Source organism: Pseudoduganella lurida, from assembly GCF_007830455.1.
Classification (GTDB): Bacteria; Pseudomonadota; Gammaproteobacteria; order Burkholderiales; family Burkholderiaceae_D; genus Rugamonas; species Rugamonas lurida.
This window is the reverse complement of sequence record NZ_VLLB01000012.1, coordinates 58,549-74,528: the sequence shown is the minus strand read 5'-3', so window position 1 is coordinate 74,528 and position 15,980 is coordinate 58,549. Positions and strand designations below refer to the sequence as shown.

The following is a 15,980-nucleotide window of genomic DNA, read 5'->3' as shown; positions in this document are numbered from 1 at the left end:
CCTGGCCCAGGGCCGATCAGAACGAGTGCTTGATGCCGGTAATGATGCCCGTCTGCGCGAGCCCGGCACCGACCGAGCCGCCGGCGGACATCGCGACGGCGGCGATGCCGTCGTTGTCGAGCCGGCCGCCGGCCAGGTAGACGGCGGTACGTGTCGACAGGTAGTAGGTGGCGCGGAGCAATGCCTGCTTCGTGTCGTTGCCGGTGGCGCGGTAGTCCAGCTTCGCCAGCTGACCGTCGACCACCAGCAGCGGCGTCACGTTGTATGCCGCACCCAGGTAGTACAGGCGGCTCTTCGGCTGTGTGGCCGAACCCTGGTTGTCGCGCAGCAGAACGCCGCCGCCCAGCTTCCAGTCCGCGCCCTTCACCAGCCCCGCCACATGCAGGCGGCTGTCCGTCCGGTCGCTGCTGGTCAGGCCGTTCGCGGCGCCGCTGCCGCCATGGATGCGGTCATAGGCGGCCACCACGGCCCAGGCGGGACGGTCATAGCGCAGCAGCGCCGACCATTCGCGGCAGGCAGACGAGTCGCTCGCCGATTCACCGGCGCAGGCGGTACCCGAGGCGCCGCCGGCCGACGAGGTGTCGCGCCCCAGGCTGTACGTGGCGCCCACGGTGACGCCGTTGAACGTGCCCTTGTAGGCGATCGAGTTGTCGCTGCGGCCGTTCGGCACGGCCGGATCGAGCGCGCCCAGGCCGTACTGCGACGGGCCGAACGTATCGACATCGAACGAGGACACATAGATCATGTTGTAGTTGCGGCCGACCGTCACCTGGCCCCAGCTGCCGGCCAGGCCCACCCAGGCCTGCCGGCCGAACAGGCGGCCGCCCTGGTTCAGCACACCGTTGTCGACGCCGAAGCCGTTCTCCAGCGTGAAGATGACCTTCAGGCCGCCGCCCAGGTCCTCCGTACCGCGGAAGCCGATCCGCGACGGGAACAGGCCGCCGCCCAGCGTCGGCACGCGGCTCACGCCATTGCCTGCCGCATCGGCATTGGTGTAATGCTCGACGGCCGCATCGACGATGCCGTAGATGCTGACGCCACTCTGCGCGCGGGCGGGCAGGGCGGCAAGGGTGCAGGCGGCAGCGGCAGCCGCGATCAGGGTGTGCTTCATGGTGTCTCCTAGTTTTATGGGGGCGTGCGGAAGACGCCGCCCGCGCGGGCGGCGGCATGCTGCACGGTTGCTGCCGAAGCGATTCAGCGCGGCGGCTGGTTCCAGTCGGCGTCACGGGCGGTGCCGCCCACCGAATACAGCGCCTGGGTATTGCGGGTCTTCTGGAACTGCTCCAGCGTCTCGCCGCGCATCGCCGCATAGATGTGCAGGTTGGACACGCCCACGGCCGCGCCCAGCTTCTCGAGCAGGAAGAAGATCACGCCGTAGCGGATCAGCCCCTGCCAGTCGCGCGCCGTGATCATGCGGCGCTCGTCGTCCGTCAGGCCCGCTTCGTCGTAGGTGGCATCGGGCGCTGCAACGAAGCGGGAACGGAATTCCGGCCTGATCAGCTGGTGCAGGTACTTGTTGATGCGGTAGGCGCGCGTGCTGGTCTCCAGCGTGAACGGATAGGTGCCCGGCAGCTCCGCCGCACCCGCCGTCTGGTGCGCGATGTGTTCGCGGTGCCGCTCGATGGCGCGCCCGTGCAGGGCCGGATCGGAGGCGGCGGCGTTTTCGTAGATCGTCACCGCGATGCCCGTCATCGACGGCAGGTAGTATTCGCGGTGCAGGCAGTCGATCCTGGCCGCCATCGCGCCGCGCATGATCATCCACATCACCACTTCCGCGCTTTCCCATCCACCCAGGCGGGCAAAGTCGGCATGCGTCAGGTCCAGCAGCGCTTCCGGATCGGCCTCGAACAGGTCGAGGAAGCGGCTGTCCCACTCGGTGCTGTTGAAGCCTGCGCGTTCGCCATGCACCTGGTGCGACAGGCCGCCGGTGGCGACGATCGCCACGTCGAGGTCTTCCGGATAGCTTTCGATGGCGCGGCGCAGCGCCTGGCCCAGCTTGTAGCATCGCCGCCCCGAGGGCACGGGGAACTGCAGCACGCCCACCTGCAGCGGCACGATGCTGCCCGGCCAGCCGTCTCCGCCGTGCGGCCACATGATCGACAGGGGCGAGAAGCAGCCATGGTCCAGCGGCTTGTCCTGGAAGAAGGACATGTCGAATTCGTCCGCCATCAGCGACTGGCCCAGGTGCTGCGCCAGTCCCGCGTGGCCGGCGATGGGCGGCAGGTCGCGCGCGCCGCCGCCTTCGTCCGCCGCGCGGTACTCATTGCCGATGCCCAGCGCGAACGCCGAATAGTGATCGAAGAAGAACGAGGTCACGTGATCGTTGAAGATCATCAGCAGCACGTCCGGCTGCTTCGCCGCCAGCCATTGCTGCACCGGCTCGTAGGCCTTGAAGATGGGGGCCCAGATGGCGTCATGCTGCTTGTTGGCGTCCAGCGCGAAGCCGATCGTGGGGGTGTGGGACGACGCGATCGCGCCAATGATGTTGGCCATGGTGATTCCTCTCAAGCGTTTCAGTAACTCGTCCGCACGGCTGCCGCGCGGGGCGCGAATTTCGCCAGCACGATGGCAATGGCGGCGATCGTGGCCGGGATGGCCAGCACCGCGATCACGGCCGAGAAGCTCCAGCCCATCGACAGCATCAGCCCGCCGGCAAACGATCCCGTGATGCTGCCGAAGCGGCCCACGCCCAGCATCCAGCTTACGCCGGTGGCACGCACGACGGTCGGATAGCACTGCGGCGCATAGGCATTCAGGCCGGTCTGCCCGCCGCTCATGCAGAAGCCGGCCAGCAGCACGAACAGCGCGAACGTGGACGATTGCACGCTGCCCGAGGCCAGCAGCAGGATGAAGCCCGCGCCGGCAAGGTAGGCGATGGCGATCACACGGTTCGGCACCCAGCGGTCCATGAAGTAGCCGACGACGAGCGCACCGACCGTGCCGCCCAGCTGGAACAGTGCCGTGATGCTTGCCGCCTTCTCGATCGGCAGGCCGGCATCCTTGATCAGGGTCGGCAGCCAGCCGCTCAGCAGGTAGATCACCAGCAGGCCCATGAAATAGGTGGACCACAGCGACAGCGTGATGCGGCGGAAGGCTGGCGACAGGAGGGCCTTCGCTGGCGTGCCCGCGATCACGGGTGCTTCGCTGATCGTGTAGCTCGCAGCGTGGGGCGTGCCGGCACCGCACACGCGGCGCAGCGTACGGGCGATGCGGTCGGCAGGATACTTGCGGGCGACGAGGAACTGCGTCGATTCCGGAATCAGCCACAGGTAGAAGGGCAGGCAGGCCAGCGGAATCGCGCCGCCCACCATCAGCACGGTGCGCCAGCCGTGGTCCGGCAGGATCGCCGCGGCGCCGAAGCCCACCAGGGCCGATCCGAGGTTGAAACCCGTGAACATGATGGCGATCAGCGTGCTGCGCGACTTCTCGGGCACGTATTCGGCCAGCAGCGTGGTCGTCGTCGGCATGGCCGCGCCCAGTCCCAACCCGGTGAGGAAGCGCAGCGCGGACAGGGACACCACATCGCCCACGGTGCCGCACAACACGCTGCACAGGCCGAACCAGCCCACGGACGCCATCAACAGCTTCTTGCGGCCGTAGCGGTCCGACAGCGGGCCGACCAGCAGCGCGCCGATGGCCAGGCCGATGGGGGCGGCACTCATCACCACGCCGAACGCGGCCTTCGAGATGCCCCATTCCTTCGTGATCGCGGGAGCGAGGAAGCCCATGATGGCCACGTCCATGCCATCGGTGGCGACGATCAGGAAGCACAGCACCAGCAAGAGCCACTGGTAGCGGCCCATGCCGCGGTCGTTGATAAACGCCCGCACGTCCAGCGATTGATCGGTATTCATTAAGTCTCCTGTCTGTGTACATCTGTTTTTATGCCGGCATGCGCGGATCGGCATGCGCGACGTACCGGATGTCGCCCTGCTCGTTCATGCGGGCGGACCGCACGAAGGACGGGTATCACCGCACGGGCAGTGTACGTTTTGGTGTGACGGGAAGTATTGCCTTTGTCTGCCGCTGCGTTGCAATCTGCTTATCGGCGTGGCGGAGGACGTTACAGGCGTAAAGAAAGGTAAAGGGCGGCGGGCGGGTCAGCGCCAGCGCCGGCTGGTGCTGTCGATCTCGTCCAGCAGGGCGCCGGCACCCGGGGACAGGTGGGCATTGCGGCGGGTGATCAGGCCGATGCTGCGATCGTGGCCGGCCATGTCGTAGGGCAGCACGGCCAGCTGGGATGTCTCGATTTCATAATGGAGCTGGTGGGCCGACAGCGCCGTGAGCATGTCGCTTTCCACCAGCAGCCCGCGCAGCAGTGCCAGGTCGCCCGTTTCGACGGCCGGCTGTGGCGGCACCGTGCCCTGGCTGCGGAAGAACGCTTCCAGCGACTCGCGCAGCGGCGAGCCGGCACGCGACAGAACCCAGGGGTAGGCCGCCAGGTCGGCCGGGCGGATGCGCCGCTTGCCGGCCAGCGGATGGCCGCGGCGGGCGATCAGCGCCACGCGGTCCTCGATCAGCACGCGCGTGTCGAACGCATCGCCGGCACCGGCGCGCAGCGCCCCCACGATGAAATCGATGCGGCCGGACAGCAGGCCGGCCGTCAGTTCCTCGTACGGACTTTCCAGCGAACGGATGCGCAGCTTGGGGTGCTTCTGCAGCACGGCCGCGATGGCGCCGGGCAGCAGCTGCGAACGGGCCAGCGGCAGCGCGCCCACCGTCACCACGCCTTCCACCACGCCGGCCAGCGCGGCGATGTCTTCCGGGATGTGGCGCAGCTCGGCCAGCACCCGTTCGAAGCGTTCCACCCAGCGCCGGCCGGCGTCGGTCGGCACCATGCCGTGGGCGGTGCGCAGGAACAGCGGCTGGCCCAGCATGTCTTCCAGCCGGGCGATGGCCTGGCTGACGGCCGACTGCGACGTGCCCATCGCATGGGCCACGCTCGGCATGTGGTGGACTTCCGCCAGCAGCACGGCGGCCTGCAGGCGGCGCTCGTTCAGCAGCGCATCTATGCTGCCGGACACGTGGTCCGGCATGGCGCCGCCTTTCGTGCCGCGCGCATTCTGGCGCTCGCGCAGGCGCGCGGCATCGTCGCGCACGTCGCGCAGCTCCGCCTCGATGCGGTCGGCGCGCAGCCTGGCCAGCTGGCCGGCCGCCGTCAGCAGCATGCCGCGGCCCTTGCGTTCGAACAGCAGCACGTCCAGGCTGTGTTCGAGCGCCGCCACGGAACGCGCCACGGCGGACGAAGCCCGGTACAGCGCCTCCGACGAGCGCCGGATGCCGCCGGTGGCGGCGACGACGGAAAACGCGTGCAGGTGACGCAGGCTGACGAGCGGCATGGTGCTCCTGGTGGAAGGCCGATAAGCGGATTAGAACAAAACGGACGGCACAAAGCAACCAAGCGCCCTGCGCCGGGGGCGATACTGGCCGCATGTCAACGCCTATACCACCAATCATGGAAGCTGAACGCAGCATGAGCGCGGACCTGCGGCCGTGCGCGGATCGTCGGTTACTCCCCGACCCGCCACCGCCTTCGGATCTGCGGCCGGTCCCGTGCATGCTGATGCGGGGCGGCACGTCGCGCGGACCGTTCTTCGTCGAAGCCGACCTGCCGGCCGATCCCGCCGGGCGCGACAGGGTGCTGCTGGCGGCCCTGGGTTCGCCCGATCCGCGCCAGATCGACGGCCTGGGCGGCGCCCACCCGCTGACCAGCAAGGCCGGCATCGTCCGCCCCAGCACCACGCCGGGTGTCGATCTGGACTTCCTCTTCGCCCAGCTGCAGCCCGACGGCGACACGGTCGATCTCACGCCGAACTGCGGCAACATGCTGGCTGCCGTGCTGCCATTTGCGCTGGAACGGGGTCTGCTGCCGGTCGGCGCCACCACCACCACGGCGCGCATCCTCACGCTGAACACCGGCATGCGGTGCGACGTGACGGTGCCGACACCCGGCGGCCGCCTGCAGTACCGGGGCGCGACGCGCATCGATGGCGTGCCCGGCACGGCCGCCGCCGTGCGCATCGAATTCCTCGACACGGCCGGTTCCGTGTGCCCGTCGCTGCTGCCGAGCGGCCGTGCACTGGACCGTATCGACGTGCCCGGCCTGGGCAGCGTCGATGCCACGCTGATCGACAACGGCATGCCGATGGTGCTGGTGCGTGCCGCCGACTTCGGCATCGCCGGCGACGAGACGGCGGCGCAGCTCGATGCCGATCCCCTGCTGAAGGAAAGGCTGGAAGCGCTGCGGCTGGCCTGCGGCCCGCTGATGGGGCTGGGCGACGTCGCATCGAAGAACTACCCGAAGATGTGCCTCGTCGCCGCGCCGCGGCAGGGCGGGGCGCTGGCCACGCGCTGCTTCATCCCCCACGTGTGCCATGACGCGATCGGCGTGCTGGCCGCCGTCACCGTTGCCACCGCGTGCGTGCTGGCCGGGTCCGTCACCGCCGGCATCGCCCATGTGCCGCTCGGCGCGACCAAGACCATCTCCGTCGAACATCCCAGCGGCGAATTCTCCGTCGAGCTGGACGTCGACGGCCAGCAGGTCACGCGCGCGGCGTTGCTGCGCACCGCCCGCCCGATCATGCGCGGCGAAGTGCTGATACCCGATTAGAGGAACAGATGAAGAAACCATTGATCATCGACTGTCATGGCCACTACACGACCGCGCCGAAGGCGCTGGAGGACTGGCGCAACCGGCAGATCGCCAACCTGAACACGCCGGCGCTGGGGCCCAAGGTCGCCGAGCTGAAGATCTCCGACGACGAGTTGCGCGATACGATCGAAAGCAACCAGCTGCGCCTGATGCGCGAGCGCGGCTCGGACCTGACGATCTTCTCGCCCCGCGCCAGCTTCATGGCGCACCACATCGGCGGTTTCGAGACGAGTGCCACCTGGGCCGCCATCTGCAATGAGCTGTGCGCACGCGTCGCAGGGCTGTTCCCCGATCACTTCGTGGGGGCGGCGATGCTGCCGCAGTCGCCCGGCGTCGATCCGGCCACCTGCATTCCCGAACTGGAACGCTGCGTGAACGAGTACGGCTTCGTGGGCATCAACCTCAATCCCGATCCGTCCGGCGGGCACTGGACGTCGCCGCCGCTGTCGGACCGCCAGTGGTATCCCGTCTACGAGAAGATGGTGGAATACGCCATCCCGGCGATGGTCCACGTATCGACCAGCTGCAACCCGTGCTTCCACACCACCGGGGCGCACTACCTGAACGCCGACACGACGGCCTTCATGCAATGTCTGACCAGCGACCTGTTCAAGGACTTCCCGACGCTGAAATTCCTGATCCCGCACGGCGGCGGCGCGGTGCCTTACCACTGGGGCCGGTTCCGCGGCCTGGCACAGGAGATGAAGAAGCCGCCGCTGGCGGCGCACCTGCTGGACAATATCTACTTCGACACCTGCGTCTATCACCAGCCCGGCATCGACCTGCTGACGAAGGTGATCCCCGCGAAGAACGTGCTGTTCGCCTCCGAGATGATCGGCGCCGTGCGCGGCATCGATCCGGAGACGGGCCACCATTACGACGATACGAAACGCTACATCCAGGCTGCCGCCATCACCGACGAGGAACGCTTCGCGATCTTCGAGGGCAATGCGCGCCGCGTGTTCCAGCGCCTGGATGCGCAACTGACGAGGAAGGGGCTGTGATGAGCACACCATCGATGAACCAGCTGGGCGTCGTGAAGCGCCATATCGAGCGGGCCGACCGCGATGCCGTCGACCATCTGGCGCAGTTCGGCAGCGCCACCATCCACGAAGCGATGGGCCGCGTGGGCCTGATGAAGCCCTATCTGCGGCCGATCTACCAGGGCGCCGCTGCCGCCGGTACGGCCGTCACGGTGCTGCTGCACCCGGGCGACAACTGGATGATGCATGTCGTGGCCGAGCAGATCCAGCCGGGCGATATCGTCGTGGCCGCGCTGACGGCCGACTGCACGGACGGCTTCTTCGGCGACCTGCTGGCAACCAGCTTCCAGGCGCGTGGCGCGCAGGCGCTGGTGATCGACGCCGGCGTGCGGGACGTGAAATTCCTGCGCGAGATGGGCTTTCCGGTCTGGAGCAAGTGCATCAGCGCGAAGGGCACGGTCAAGGCCACGCTGGGTTCCGTGAACATCCCCGTGCTGTGTGCCGGCGCGCTGGTCCATCCGGGCGACGTCATCGTGGCCGACGAGGATGGCGTGGTCGTCGTGCCGGCCGGCGATGCGGCACGCGTGGCCGACGTGGCGCAGAAGCGCGAGGACCTGGAGGGCGAGAAGCGCGCCAGGCTGGCGGCCGGCGTGCTGGGGCTCGACATGTACAACATGCGCGAGCCGCTGGCGAAAGCCGGCCTCACGTATCTGGACTGAGCGGCGTCAGCCGGCGCCGCCGCGGGTCGCCAGGAACTCGCCCTTGCCGACCGGGACGAGGCTGCAGGCAAAGCCGTCCGCGCGCACGGACTGCACGAAGTCGGCCATCTCCTCCGCGTGCGAGACCGCGTTGTCGACGACGAGCAGACCATTGGGCCGCAGCACGCGCCGGATGTCCGGCCACCAGTCCAGATACAGCGAACGCTCCGAGTCCAGGAAGATGAAATCGTAGTAGCCTTCGGCGGCGTCCCGCAGCACGGCGCCGGCATCGGCCTGCAGCGCGTCGATGCGGTCCGCCAGGCCGGCACGCCGGAAGTTCTCCTGCGCCAGCGCGAATTTCGCATCGAGCAGTTCCACGGTCGTCACCTTGCCGCCCAGCGCGCGCGCCGCATCGGCCAGCCACAGCGTCGAGTAGCCGTTCGAGGTGCCGATCTCCAGGATCGCCCGGGCGCCCGTGGCGCGCACCAGCACGGCCAGGAATTCGCCCGTGTCGCGCGTGATGTTCAGCATGCGCAGTGGGCGTTCGGCGCTGGCGCGGTCGATGCCCGCATCGTTCTGCAGGCCGAATCGTTCGAGTTCTTCCAGCAGCTGGTGCAGTGCGGGTTCCATGGGCGCTCCTCCGTGAATGAACCTACATGCTGCCAGAGCGGGCCGCGAGTGCCAACGCGGTTGATGAACGCAATGACGCACGCAATGACGAAGCGCCGCGGCTGCGCGCCACGGCGCTTCGTCTGCGCTTTGCTGGGCTTCCTATGAATTGGTGCCGGTATATTTCCCGACCGCCGGCGCCGGTAGTGGCAGCTCGCGCCGCCATGTCGCCCTCTCCACAGAGCAGGCGTATTCTGCCCGGCCAATATGACAGGCGTTTGACGGCCGGACCCGAGGCTGTGCTCTAATGCGGCCATCATGACCGACACCCTCACGCACCTCCTGAAGCAGGCCGTGGCGCAGCACAAGCGCGGTGCCTTCGCCGAAGCCGAAGCGCTCTACGCGCAGGTCCTGCAGACCGATCCGGACAATTTCGATGCGCTGCACCTGACCGGCGTGCTGGCGCGCCAGCGTGGCGACGTGGCGCGGGCCCTGGCGCTCATCGGCCGTGCCATCGCGCTCGATGGCAGCCGCGCGATCGCGCACTGCAACCTGGGCGCCGCGCTGCAGGATGCGGGCAACGACAAGGCGGCGCTGGCCAGCTACGAGCGTGCATTGTCCCTGCAGCCCGATTACGTGCTGGCGCTGTGCAACCGCGGCAACGCGCTGCGCCGCCTGGGCCGGCATGAGGCGGCACTGGACAGCTATGGTGCCGCGCTGGCGCTGCGGGCCGGCCATGTCGAAGCGATCCACGGGGCCGCGCTGTCGCTGCTGGCGCTGGGCGAAGCGGAGGAGGCGCTGCAGGGTTTCGAGCGCGTGCTGCGCGCGCAGCCGGATCATGTGGAGGCGTGGTGCCAGCGCGGTGCCATCCTGCTGCGTGCGGAGCAGGCCGAAGCGGCGCTGGACAGCTACCGCCAGGCGCTGGCCGTGGCGCCGGCCAATGCGCGGGCGCGGCTGGGCGAGGCGAACGTGCTGCGCGCGCTGGGCCGCAAGGAGGACGCCATCGCGGCCTATCGCCAGGCGCGCGAGGCCGGTGCGGATGCGGCGACCGTCGACTACCTGCTGGCGATGCTTGGCGCGGGTCCGATGCCGCAGGCGGCGCCGCCGGACTACGTGGCTGCGCTGTTCGACCAGTACGCGCCGCGCTTCGACCGGCACCTCGTCGACGTGCTGGGCTACCGCACGCCCGGACTGCTCGCGCAAAGCCTGGCCCGCCATCTCGCATCCCGCGCAGACAAGGATGTGCTGGACCTGGGCTGCGGCACCGGCCTGTGCGGTGCAGTATTGCGCCCCTTCGCGCGCCACCTGGCCGGCGTGGACCTGTCGCCGGCCATGCTGGAGCGCGCGCGGGCACTGGCGATCTACGATGCGCTGGACTGCGCCGACGTGGTGGCGTTCCTACGCGATGCGGACCGGCAGTGGGATGTGCTGGCCGCCGCCGACGTGCTCGTGTACCTGGGCGACCTGGAGGCGTTATTCGCGCAGGCGCACCGTGCGCTGCGGGCCGGTGGCCTGTTCGCCTTCTCGGTCGAGCGGCTGGCGGCAGGCACCTTTACGCTGCTCGGCTCCGGCCGGTATGCGCACGCCGCTTCGTATATCGAAACGCTGGCCGCGCGCCACGGCTTCACGGTGCGCGAGCTGGCACCCTGCACGCTGCGCCAGGACAGCGGCAGCGATGTCGCCGGGCTGCTCGTCGTCCTGCAGCGCAACGGTTGAACTGCCGAGTTCGTGTCCTGGTGCCAGGCACCATGCCACGAACCCGACAATGTCCCGGTGCCTGGCACCAGGACACGAGCTCTGCAATATGGATTGTCCCGGTGCCTGGCACCAGGACAGGGGTTGCAACAGGAACCGGGTGATCAGGCGGCCAGCAGCAGCCGGGCGCGCAGCGACGGGGCGGTGTGGCTGAAGCCGAAGCGCTGGCCGTCGGCGGCCAGGGTGCGCAGCGTTTCGGGGGCGGCCCGCTCTTGCAGCTGGGCGCGGATCAGCGCCACGTGGTGGTCGACCCAGGCGCACGGTTCGCTGGCGCAGGCGGCCAGCTGGTCCGCGTAGAAGCCGGCGGAGACCAGGTCGCCGTCCTGCAGCGCCACTTCGGCGGCGGTGAGGTAGAAGCGGTAGGCGTTGTGCGCCAGGCAGTCGCGCGTCAGGTAGGCCGCGCCCTTCAACAGCGCCAGCTTGCGCGTGGCGGCATCGTGCGTGAACAGTGCCAGGGTGCCCATCAGCCAGGGGCCGATGAAGTTCTGCAGCCGGTGCTTTTCCAGGTCGGCCACGGCGTTCAGGATGCGCCGCTCGGCGCCGAACTGGTCGCCGCGCAGCCAGGCGATGCGCGCCGCGCTCTCCTGCAGGAAGGTGTCGAAGCGCGCGCTGCCGATCGAGCGCGCCAGCTCCAGGCCCGTGCCCACCTGTTCCTCCGCTTCCGCCAGGCGGCCCGCATCGACGAGGGCCCAGCCGGCCGTCATGCGCGCGAAGGTCTCGGCGCGGCGGTTGCCCACCTTGTGCGCCAGCAGCGCCGAGCCGATGGCGTCGTCGATCGCGGCTGCCGGTTCGCCCAGGTAGATGCGCGTGGACCCCAGCGCCGAGCGGTTCGAGGCCTCGATGTGCACGTAGCGGTGGCGCTCGCACATGGCCAGGCATTCGCTGAACATCTGGTGCGCCTGGCGCATGCGGCCCTGCGCGTAGTAGGAGTCGCCCACGCCGGACAGCGCGCGGGCCTGCGTCTCGGCCATGTCGCTGGCCTGCGCATAGCGCGCCGCATCCTCGTGGTAGCGGCGGCACTCGCCGAAATTCCCGCGCGGGAAATAGATATTCCCCTTCAGGTACAGCAGGCGGCCCAGCGCCGCTTCCGCGCCGGTGGACATGGCCAGCGGGATCGTCTCGTCCAGCAGGCGCTCCTCTTCTTCCAGTTCTTCCAGCACGTTGAGCGCCGTCGCCAGGCCGATCACGGCCTCGATGCGTTCCTCCGGACGGCCGGCCAGCGTCATCGCATGGCGGTAGTACTGGCGCGCTTCGGCCATCTTGCCCAATCCGGCGGCGGCCTGGCCGCGCAGCAGCGCCAGCGGAAAGGAGGCCAGCGTGGTGGCATCGGCCCGGTTGCACTGGCTGGCCAGTTCCAGCGCGCCCGCGTAATCGTGCTGCTCCAGGCGCAGGCGGATCGCCGCCAGCATGATGTCCAGCGCGCCGGGATCGTGGGCGTGGTACAGGTGCTGCGCGCATAGGGCCGCATCGCGCGTGCGGAACACTTCGGCGGCGGCCAGGTGCAGGCGGCGCAGCTGGGCCGGATCGATCGCGTCGTAGATGCATTGCATGACGAGATCGTGCACGAACGCGTACGCCCCCTTGCCGGACGGGCGCAGCAGGCTGTTGCGCCCGCCGGCCTGCGGCTCGTAGCCGGCGTCGCCCAGGGCTTCGCGCAGCAGCGCCAGGTCGAAGCGGTTGCCGAACACGGCGGCCATGCGCAGGGCGCGGGCCTGCTCCGGCGCCAGGCCGTCCAGGCGCGCCTGGATCAGGTGCTTCAGGCTGTCCGGCAGCAGGTGTTCCGGGCTGGCCAGCAGCTGCGTCAGGAACAGCGGATTGCCCTGGGCGCGCTCCACGCACTGGCGGCGGAAGGCGGCATCGAGCTCGAACTGGTCGGCCAGCGCGGCCGCCTCGCGGGGGCTCATCGGCCCCAGGTCGAACACCGTCAGCGCCACGTCGTACAGCTGCGGGCGCAGCGCCGTTTCCAGCGGATCGTCGTCGACGCGCGACGTGAGCACCCACAGCACCGGTACTTCGCGCGTCTCTTCCAGCAGCCGGGCCAGCGCATCGAACAGGTTCGGCTCGCCCCAGTGCAGGTCTTCCAGCGCGATCAGCAGCGGCTGCGCCAGCGCCACGCGCAGCACCAGCAGCTTCAAGGCCTGCGCCATGCCTTCCTCGCGCACGCCGTGGCTCATGGCGGCATGCAGCGCCGCATCGTCCGGCGCCAGCGTGGCGCCGCACAGCGCGCGGTAGAACAGCCGCAGGTCGGCCGGCAGTTTCAGGCGCGTGATGGCGGCGTCGATGCCGGCATCCGTCATGTCACAGCCCAGCAGGCTTTTCGCCAGCTGCGCCAGCGGTGCGCGCCAGTCGTCCGCCCCGGCATCGAGCACCTCGCAGGTGTGGCAGGCGATGCCGTCCTGGCGGGCGATTTCGGCGAACTCCTGGGCCAGCCGGCTCTTGCCCACGCCGGCCATGGCGCGCAGGTAGACGATGTGGCCGGCCTGGCTTTCCAGCGTCGTTTCGGCCAATGCCTTGAACTGGCGCGTTTCGGCGTAGCGGCCGATCAGCGCCGGCAGCGCATCGCCATCGCCCGCCGCCATGCAGCGGCGCCAGCCCGGCAGGTGCTCGTCGCGCGCGGCAAACACGAATTTTCCGTCCAGCTGGGGCAGCAGATTGTCGGTGACGTGGACGGGCAGCTGCGCCACCCCGGCAGGTGCCGCCGCGGCAGCCGGCACGGGAGCCTGTTCCATGCCCTGGTCCGGCTGCCAGCGCACCAGCCGCAGCGCGATCGAGCGGCCGCCCAGCGGTGCCACATGGCGCGCCAGTTCGAGCGCGCAGCGCAGCGCCCGTTCGGCATCGGAGCGGTAGGCCTGCGGCAGGCCGAACACGGCGCACTGGCGCGCGCCGCCATGCACTTCCAGCCGGCCGCCAAACTGCAGCACGGCAGTGGCGATGTGGCCGGCCAAGGCACGGTCCGGCGGGGCGGCCAGTTCGAGGTGCAGCAGGATGACCCAGCGGGCGGGATCGTCGGCCGGCGCCGGCCTGGCCTGGATGACGGTGCCGGCACCAGCGGTGGCACTGGCAGCGGCGGCCGGCAGCAGCTGTTCGAGCGCCACGTCATAGACTTCGGCGAGGTGCCGCGCAGTGCGGTACAGCACGGCCTTGCCCGTTTCCGCGCGCTTGATGGAGGCGATGGACACGCACAGCTGCCGGTGGAAGCACAGCTCGGCCAGCGCTTCCTGCGACAGGCCGCGCGCCTTGCGCCACCCCTTCAGCAGGGCCGCATCGAGCAGCACGCGGCCATCCGCGGCGGCGGCTTCGACGGCAGATTCGGCAGAGGCGGACGGGTCGGTGCTCATAGCCGGTCACTATAGCACTGCGCACCTTGCCGATCATCCCCCGGGGGCGGGCCGCGGGGCCGACTGACGCGGCCCGGCAACGGATGCAGCCAGTCAGTTACCGGCGCGTACCTGCAGGCGGCGTTCGAACATGCGCGCATTGTCCGGCAGCGGGTCGTGCGGCACGAAGCTGGCCCGCGTGCCGTGCGGATTGGTGCCGCGGAACGAGCCTTTCAGCGGGCCCACCACGCGCGCGCCCGATTCGAAACGCAGTGCCGCCAGCAGCACGTAGGGCACCGAGATCGTCGAATACGTCACCGACACGGCCGAGCGCAGCGAGGCGTTCGGCGCCACGTCCACCGGCGTATCGAAATGCCAGCTGCTGCTGGCGCTGAAGGCGGCATCCGGCAGGAAGGGCGTGGGTGCACCGGTCAGCTCGATGGCCTCGCCATCCACCACGGGAACGGGAGCGCGGAAATGGGCATCCGCGCTGTAGCGGGCAGTGATGTCGTTGTTCCAGGCGGTCGTGGTGGTCACGGAGATGGTGCCGCGCAGGCGGTGCTGCTTCTGGTCCTTGTCGCAGTTGACGACGGTTTCGTTGTACACGTTCGACGGGCTGGTGCGCAGCACGCAGGCGTTGCCCAGGTCGTATTCGATATGCAGCACCTCGACGATGCTCTCGACCCGGTCGGTGGCGCCGGTGGCCCAGATCAGGCCGCAGCTGTCGGCCGGGCCCTGGCCCTTGCGGACGGAGAAATTGCCGTCCTCCTGCATGGTGCCGTAGAACGCGTTGCCCTTGGCCGTCATCTGGCTGCCCCAGTGCCAGCCGAAGCCACTGCCTTCGTCGCCCGTCTCCCGGTAGACGCAGAAGTTGCCGTCGCTTTGCACGATGGCGAAGTAGGGGCCCGTCTCCCCCGGCCGGCCGCTGCTCCACAGCAGGGCGGCGGGATCGTTGTCGTCGATGCCACGGAACACGGCGAAGGTGCCATCGGCGCGCAGCGTGGCGAAATACAGGCCGTTGCCGGCAACGAGGATGTCGCCGGTGCGGAAAGCGGTGTTCATCGGCAGCACGCCATCGAAACGGCGGCCGGCACGGCCGGAGGAGGGAGGAAGCAGTTGCAGCGACATTGCGGTGGGCCGGAAGGCGGCAGTGAATTGACGTGTTGCCAGTATCGGAGTTCTGTCCCGGTGGCAACAGACCAGTATCGGCTCACTTCGGTATCAGATGGCCGGCGCGGGGCCAAATGGCCGTTTGCAATCTTGCGGGTATTGCATGACAATGGCCGAAACTTTGCCGCAAAGGAAACTTTTGTGTCCCCACTCGAGATTGCCGCGAACGCCGTGATGGCCGTGTCCATCGTCCTTGCCGGCCGCAACAATGTGCACTCGTGGTGGACCGGCATCGTCGGCTGTGCCATGTTCGCGCTGCTGTTCTACGGCGTGCAGCTGTATGCGGACGTGGCGCTGCAGGTGTTCTTCATCCTCACGTGCGTGGCGGGCTGGGTGCAGTGGCTGCGCGGCGCCGGCGGCGGCGCGCTGCCCATCACGTCGGCCAGCACGAAGACGCTGGCGGGACTGGCGCTGGCCGGCATCGCCGCCACCGTGGCGTATGGCCTGATGCTGCGCGAGTTCACGGATGCCTACGCGCCGTTCATCGATTCGGCCGTGCTGGCGTTCTCCGTGGTGGCGCAGTTCCTGCTGATGGGGCGGCGCATCGAAACGTGGGCCGTGTGGGTGCTGGTGAACACGATCTCGGTGCCGCTGTATGCCAGCCGGGGCCTGTACCTGACGGCCGTGCTGTATGCGGCCTACTGGGTCAACGCGATCGTGTCGTGGTGGTGGTGGAACCGGCAGATGAAGCGCGCCGGCCCCGGCTGAGCCGCTTACTCGAGCACCCAAGGCGTACTGCATCTGCGTCCAGGCCGTCACGGGCTGGCCATCCTTCACGCCCGGGCAGAAGCGGCCC

Annotated in this window: 12 protein-coding genes; 5 read left to right on the top strand and 7 right to left on the bottom strand. The window is 69.1% G+C overall.

Annotation, left to right across the window (positions count from 1 at the left end; translation table 11 throughout):
* Nucleotides 1-16 precede the first annotated feature (16 nt).
* The 4 genes from IP91_RS23780 to IP91_RS23765 all read right to left on the bottom strand — a co-directional run bounded on the left by IP91_RS23780 (nucleotide 17) and on the right by IP91_RS23765 (nucleotide 5,339).
* Complete coding sequence (locus IP91_RS23780) at nucleotides 17-1,111, bottom strand: porin (RefSeq protein ID WP_145652684.1); 1,095 nt, start codon at nucleotides 1,109-1,111, stop codon at nucleotides 17-19.
* An 83-nt stretch (nucleotides 1,112-1,194) separates the two neighbouring features.
* Nucleotides 1,195-2,493 carry a gallate dioxygenase gene (locus IP91_RS23775; RefSeq protein WP_145652682.1) on the bottom strand — a complete coding sequence of 433 codons (1,299 nt, stop codon included), beginning with the start codon at nucleotides 2,491-2,493 and terminating at the stop codon, nucleotides 1,195-1,197.
* A 20-nt stretch (nucleotides 2,494-2,513) separates the two neighbouring features.
* A complete protein-coding gene (locus tag IP91_RS23770; protein ID WP_145652679.1) occupies nucleotides 2,514-3,854 on the bottom strand; it encodes an MFS transporter in 1,341 nt (446 codons plus the stop codon).
* Nucleotides 3,855-4,100: 246 nt separating this feature from the next.
* Nucleotides 4,101-5,339 carry a LysR family transcriptional regulator gene (locus IP91_RS23765; RefSeq protein ID WP_145652677.1) on the bottom strand — a complete coding sequence of 413 codons (1,239 nt, stop codon included), beginning with the start codon at nucleotides 5,337-5,339 and terminating at the stop codon, nucleotides 4,101-4,103.
* 218 nt (nucleotides 5,340-5,557) lie between these two features.
* Between IP91_RS23765 and IP91_RS23760 the strand changes: the two genes are divergently transcribed.
* Genes IP91_RS23760 through ligK form a run of 3 tightly spaced genes read left to right on the top strand, consistent with a single transcriptional unit; the run spans nucleotide 5,558 to nucleotide 8,354 of the window.
* A complete protein-coding gene (locus IP91_RS23760) occupies nucleotides 5,558-6,610 on the top strand; it encodes a 4-oxalomesaconate tautomerase (RefSeq protein ID WP_259772470.1) in 1,053 nt (350 codons plus the stop codon).
* Nucleotides 6,611-6,630: 20 nt separating this feature from the next.
* Nucleotides 6,631-7,656 (top strand): amidohydrolase family protein, encoded by a 1,026-nt coding sequence (locus IP91_RS23755; RefSeq protein WP_145652847.1) that lies wholly within the window; start codon nucleotides 6,631-6,633, stop codon nucleotides 7,654-7,656.
* Between the two features lie 14 nt (nucleotides 7,657-7,670).
* Nucleotides 7,671-8,354 carry a 4-carboxy-4-hydroxy-2-oxoadipate aldolase/oxaloacetate decarboxylase gene (gene ligK, locus IP91_RS23750; RefSeq protein WP_145652845.1) on the top strand — a complete coding sequence of 228 codons (684 nt, stop codon included), beginning with the start codon at nucleotides 7,671-7,673 and terminating at the stop codon, nucleotides 8,352-8,354.
* A 6-nt stretch (nucleotides 8,355-8,360) separates the two neighbouring features.
* Here the strand turns inward: ligK and IP91_RS23745 are convergent, their stop codons facing one another.
* Nucleotides 8,361-8,963, bottom strand: coding sequence for an O-methyltransferase (locus IP91_RS23745; protein ID WP_145652675.1), 603 nt, complete (start codon nucleotides 8,961-8,963; stop codon nucleotides 8,361-8,363).
* A gap of 297 nt (nucleotides 8,964-9,260) precedes the next feature.
* Between IP91_RS23745 and IP91_RS23740 the strand changes: the two genes are divergently transcribed.
* On the top strand, nucleotides 9,261-10,658 hold the full coding sequence (locus IP91_RS23740; protein ID WP_229474918.1) for a tetratricopeptide repeat protein: 1,398 nt from the start codon (nucleotides 9,261-9,263) through the stop codon (nucleotides 10,656-10,658).
* A gap of 143 nt (nucleotides 10,659-10,801) precedes the next feature.
* Here IP91_RS23740 and IP91_RS23735 read toward each other — a convergent pair whose 3' ends face one another.
* Nucleotides 10,802-14,035: an ATP-binding protein gene (locus IP91_RS23735; RefSeq protein ID WP_145652673.1), complete on the bottom strand. Its 3,234-nt coding sequence runs from the start codon at nucleotides 14,033-14,035 to the stop codon at nucleotides 10,802-10,804.
* 93 nt (nucleotides 14,036-14,128) lie between these two features.
* Nucleotides 14,129-15,142, bottom strand: a complete 1,014-nt coding sequence (locus tag IP91_RS26570; protein WP_229474916.1) for a hypothetical protein — start codon at nucleotides 15,140-15,142, stop codon at nucleotides 14,129-14,131.
* A 183-nt stretch (nucleotides 15,143-15,325) separates the two neighbouring features.
* Here IP91_RS26570 and pnuC point away from each other — a divergent pair, with 183 nt between their 5' ends.
* The gene (gene pnuC, locus IP91_RS26565) at nucleotides 15,326-15,892 is read left to right on the top strand and encodes a nicotinamide riboside transporter PnuC (RefSeq protein ID WP_259772469.1); all 567 of its coding nucleotides are present in this window, start codon (nucleotides 15,326-15,328) and stop codon (nucleotides 15,890-15,892) included.
* Nucleotides 15,893-15,980 lie beyond the last annotated feature (88 nt).

Coding starts and splice junctions, on each gene's coding strand:
- IP91_RS23780 (WP_145652684.1), bottom strand. CDS start 1,111: ATGAAGCACACCCTGATCGCGGCTGCCGCTGCCGCCTGCACCCTTGCC.
- IP91_RS23775 (WP_145652682.1), bottom strand. CDS start 2,493: ATGGCCAACATCATTGGCGCGATCGCGTCGTCCCACACCCCCACGATC.
- IP91_RS23770 (WP_145652679.1), bottom strand. CDS start 3,854: ATGAATACCGATCAATCGCTGGACGTGCGGGCGTTTATCAACGACCGC.
- IP91_RS23765 (WP_145652677.1), bottom strand. CDS start 5,339: ATGCCGCTCGTCAGCCTGCGTCACCTGCACGCGTTTTCCGTCGTCGCC.
- IP91_RS23760 (WP_259772470.1), top strand. CDS start 5,558: ATGCTGATGCGGGGCGGCACGTCGCGCGGACCGTTCTTCGTCGAAGCC.
- ligK (WP_145652845.1), top strand. CDS start 7,671: ATGAACCAGCTGGGCGTCGTGAAGCGCCATATCGAGCGGGCCGACCGC.
- IP91_RS23745 (WP_145652675.1), bottom strand. CDS start 8,963: ATGGAACCCGCACTGCACCAGCTGCTGGAAGAACTCGAACGATTCGGC.
- IP91_RS23740 (WP_229474918.1), top strand. CDS start 9,261: ATGACCGACACCCTCACGCACCTCCTGAAGCAGGCCGTGGCGCAGCAC.
- IP91_RS23735 (WP_145652673.1), bottom strand. CDS start 14,035: ATGAGCACCGACCCGTCCGCCTCTGCCGAATCTGCCGTCGAAGCCGCC.
- IP91_RS26570 (WP_229474916.1), bottom strand. CDS start 15,142: ATGTCGCTGCAACTGCTTCCTCCCTCCTCCGGCCGTGCCGGCCGCCGT.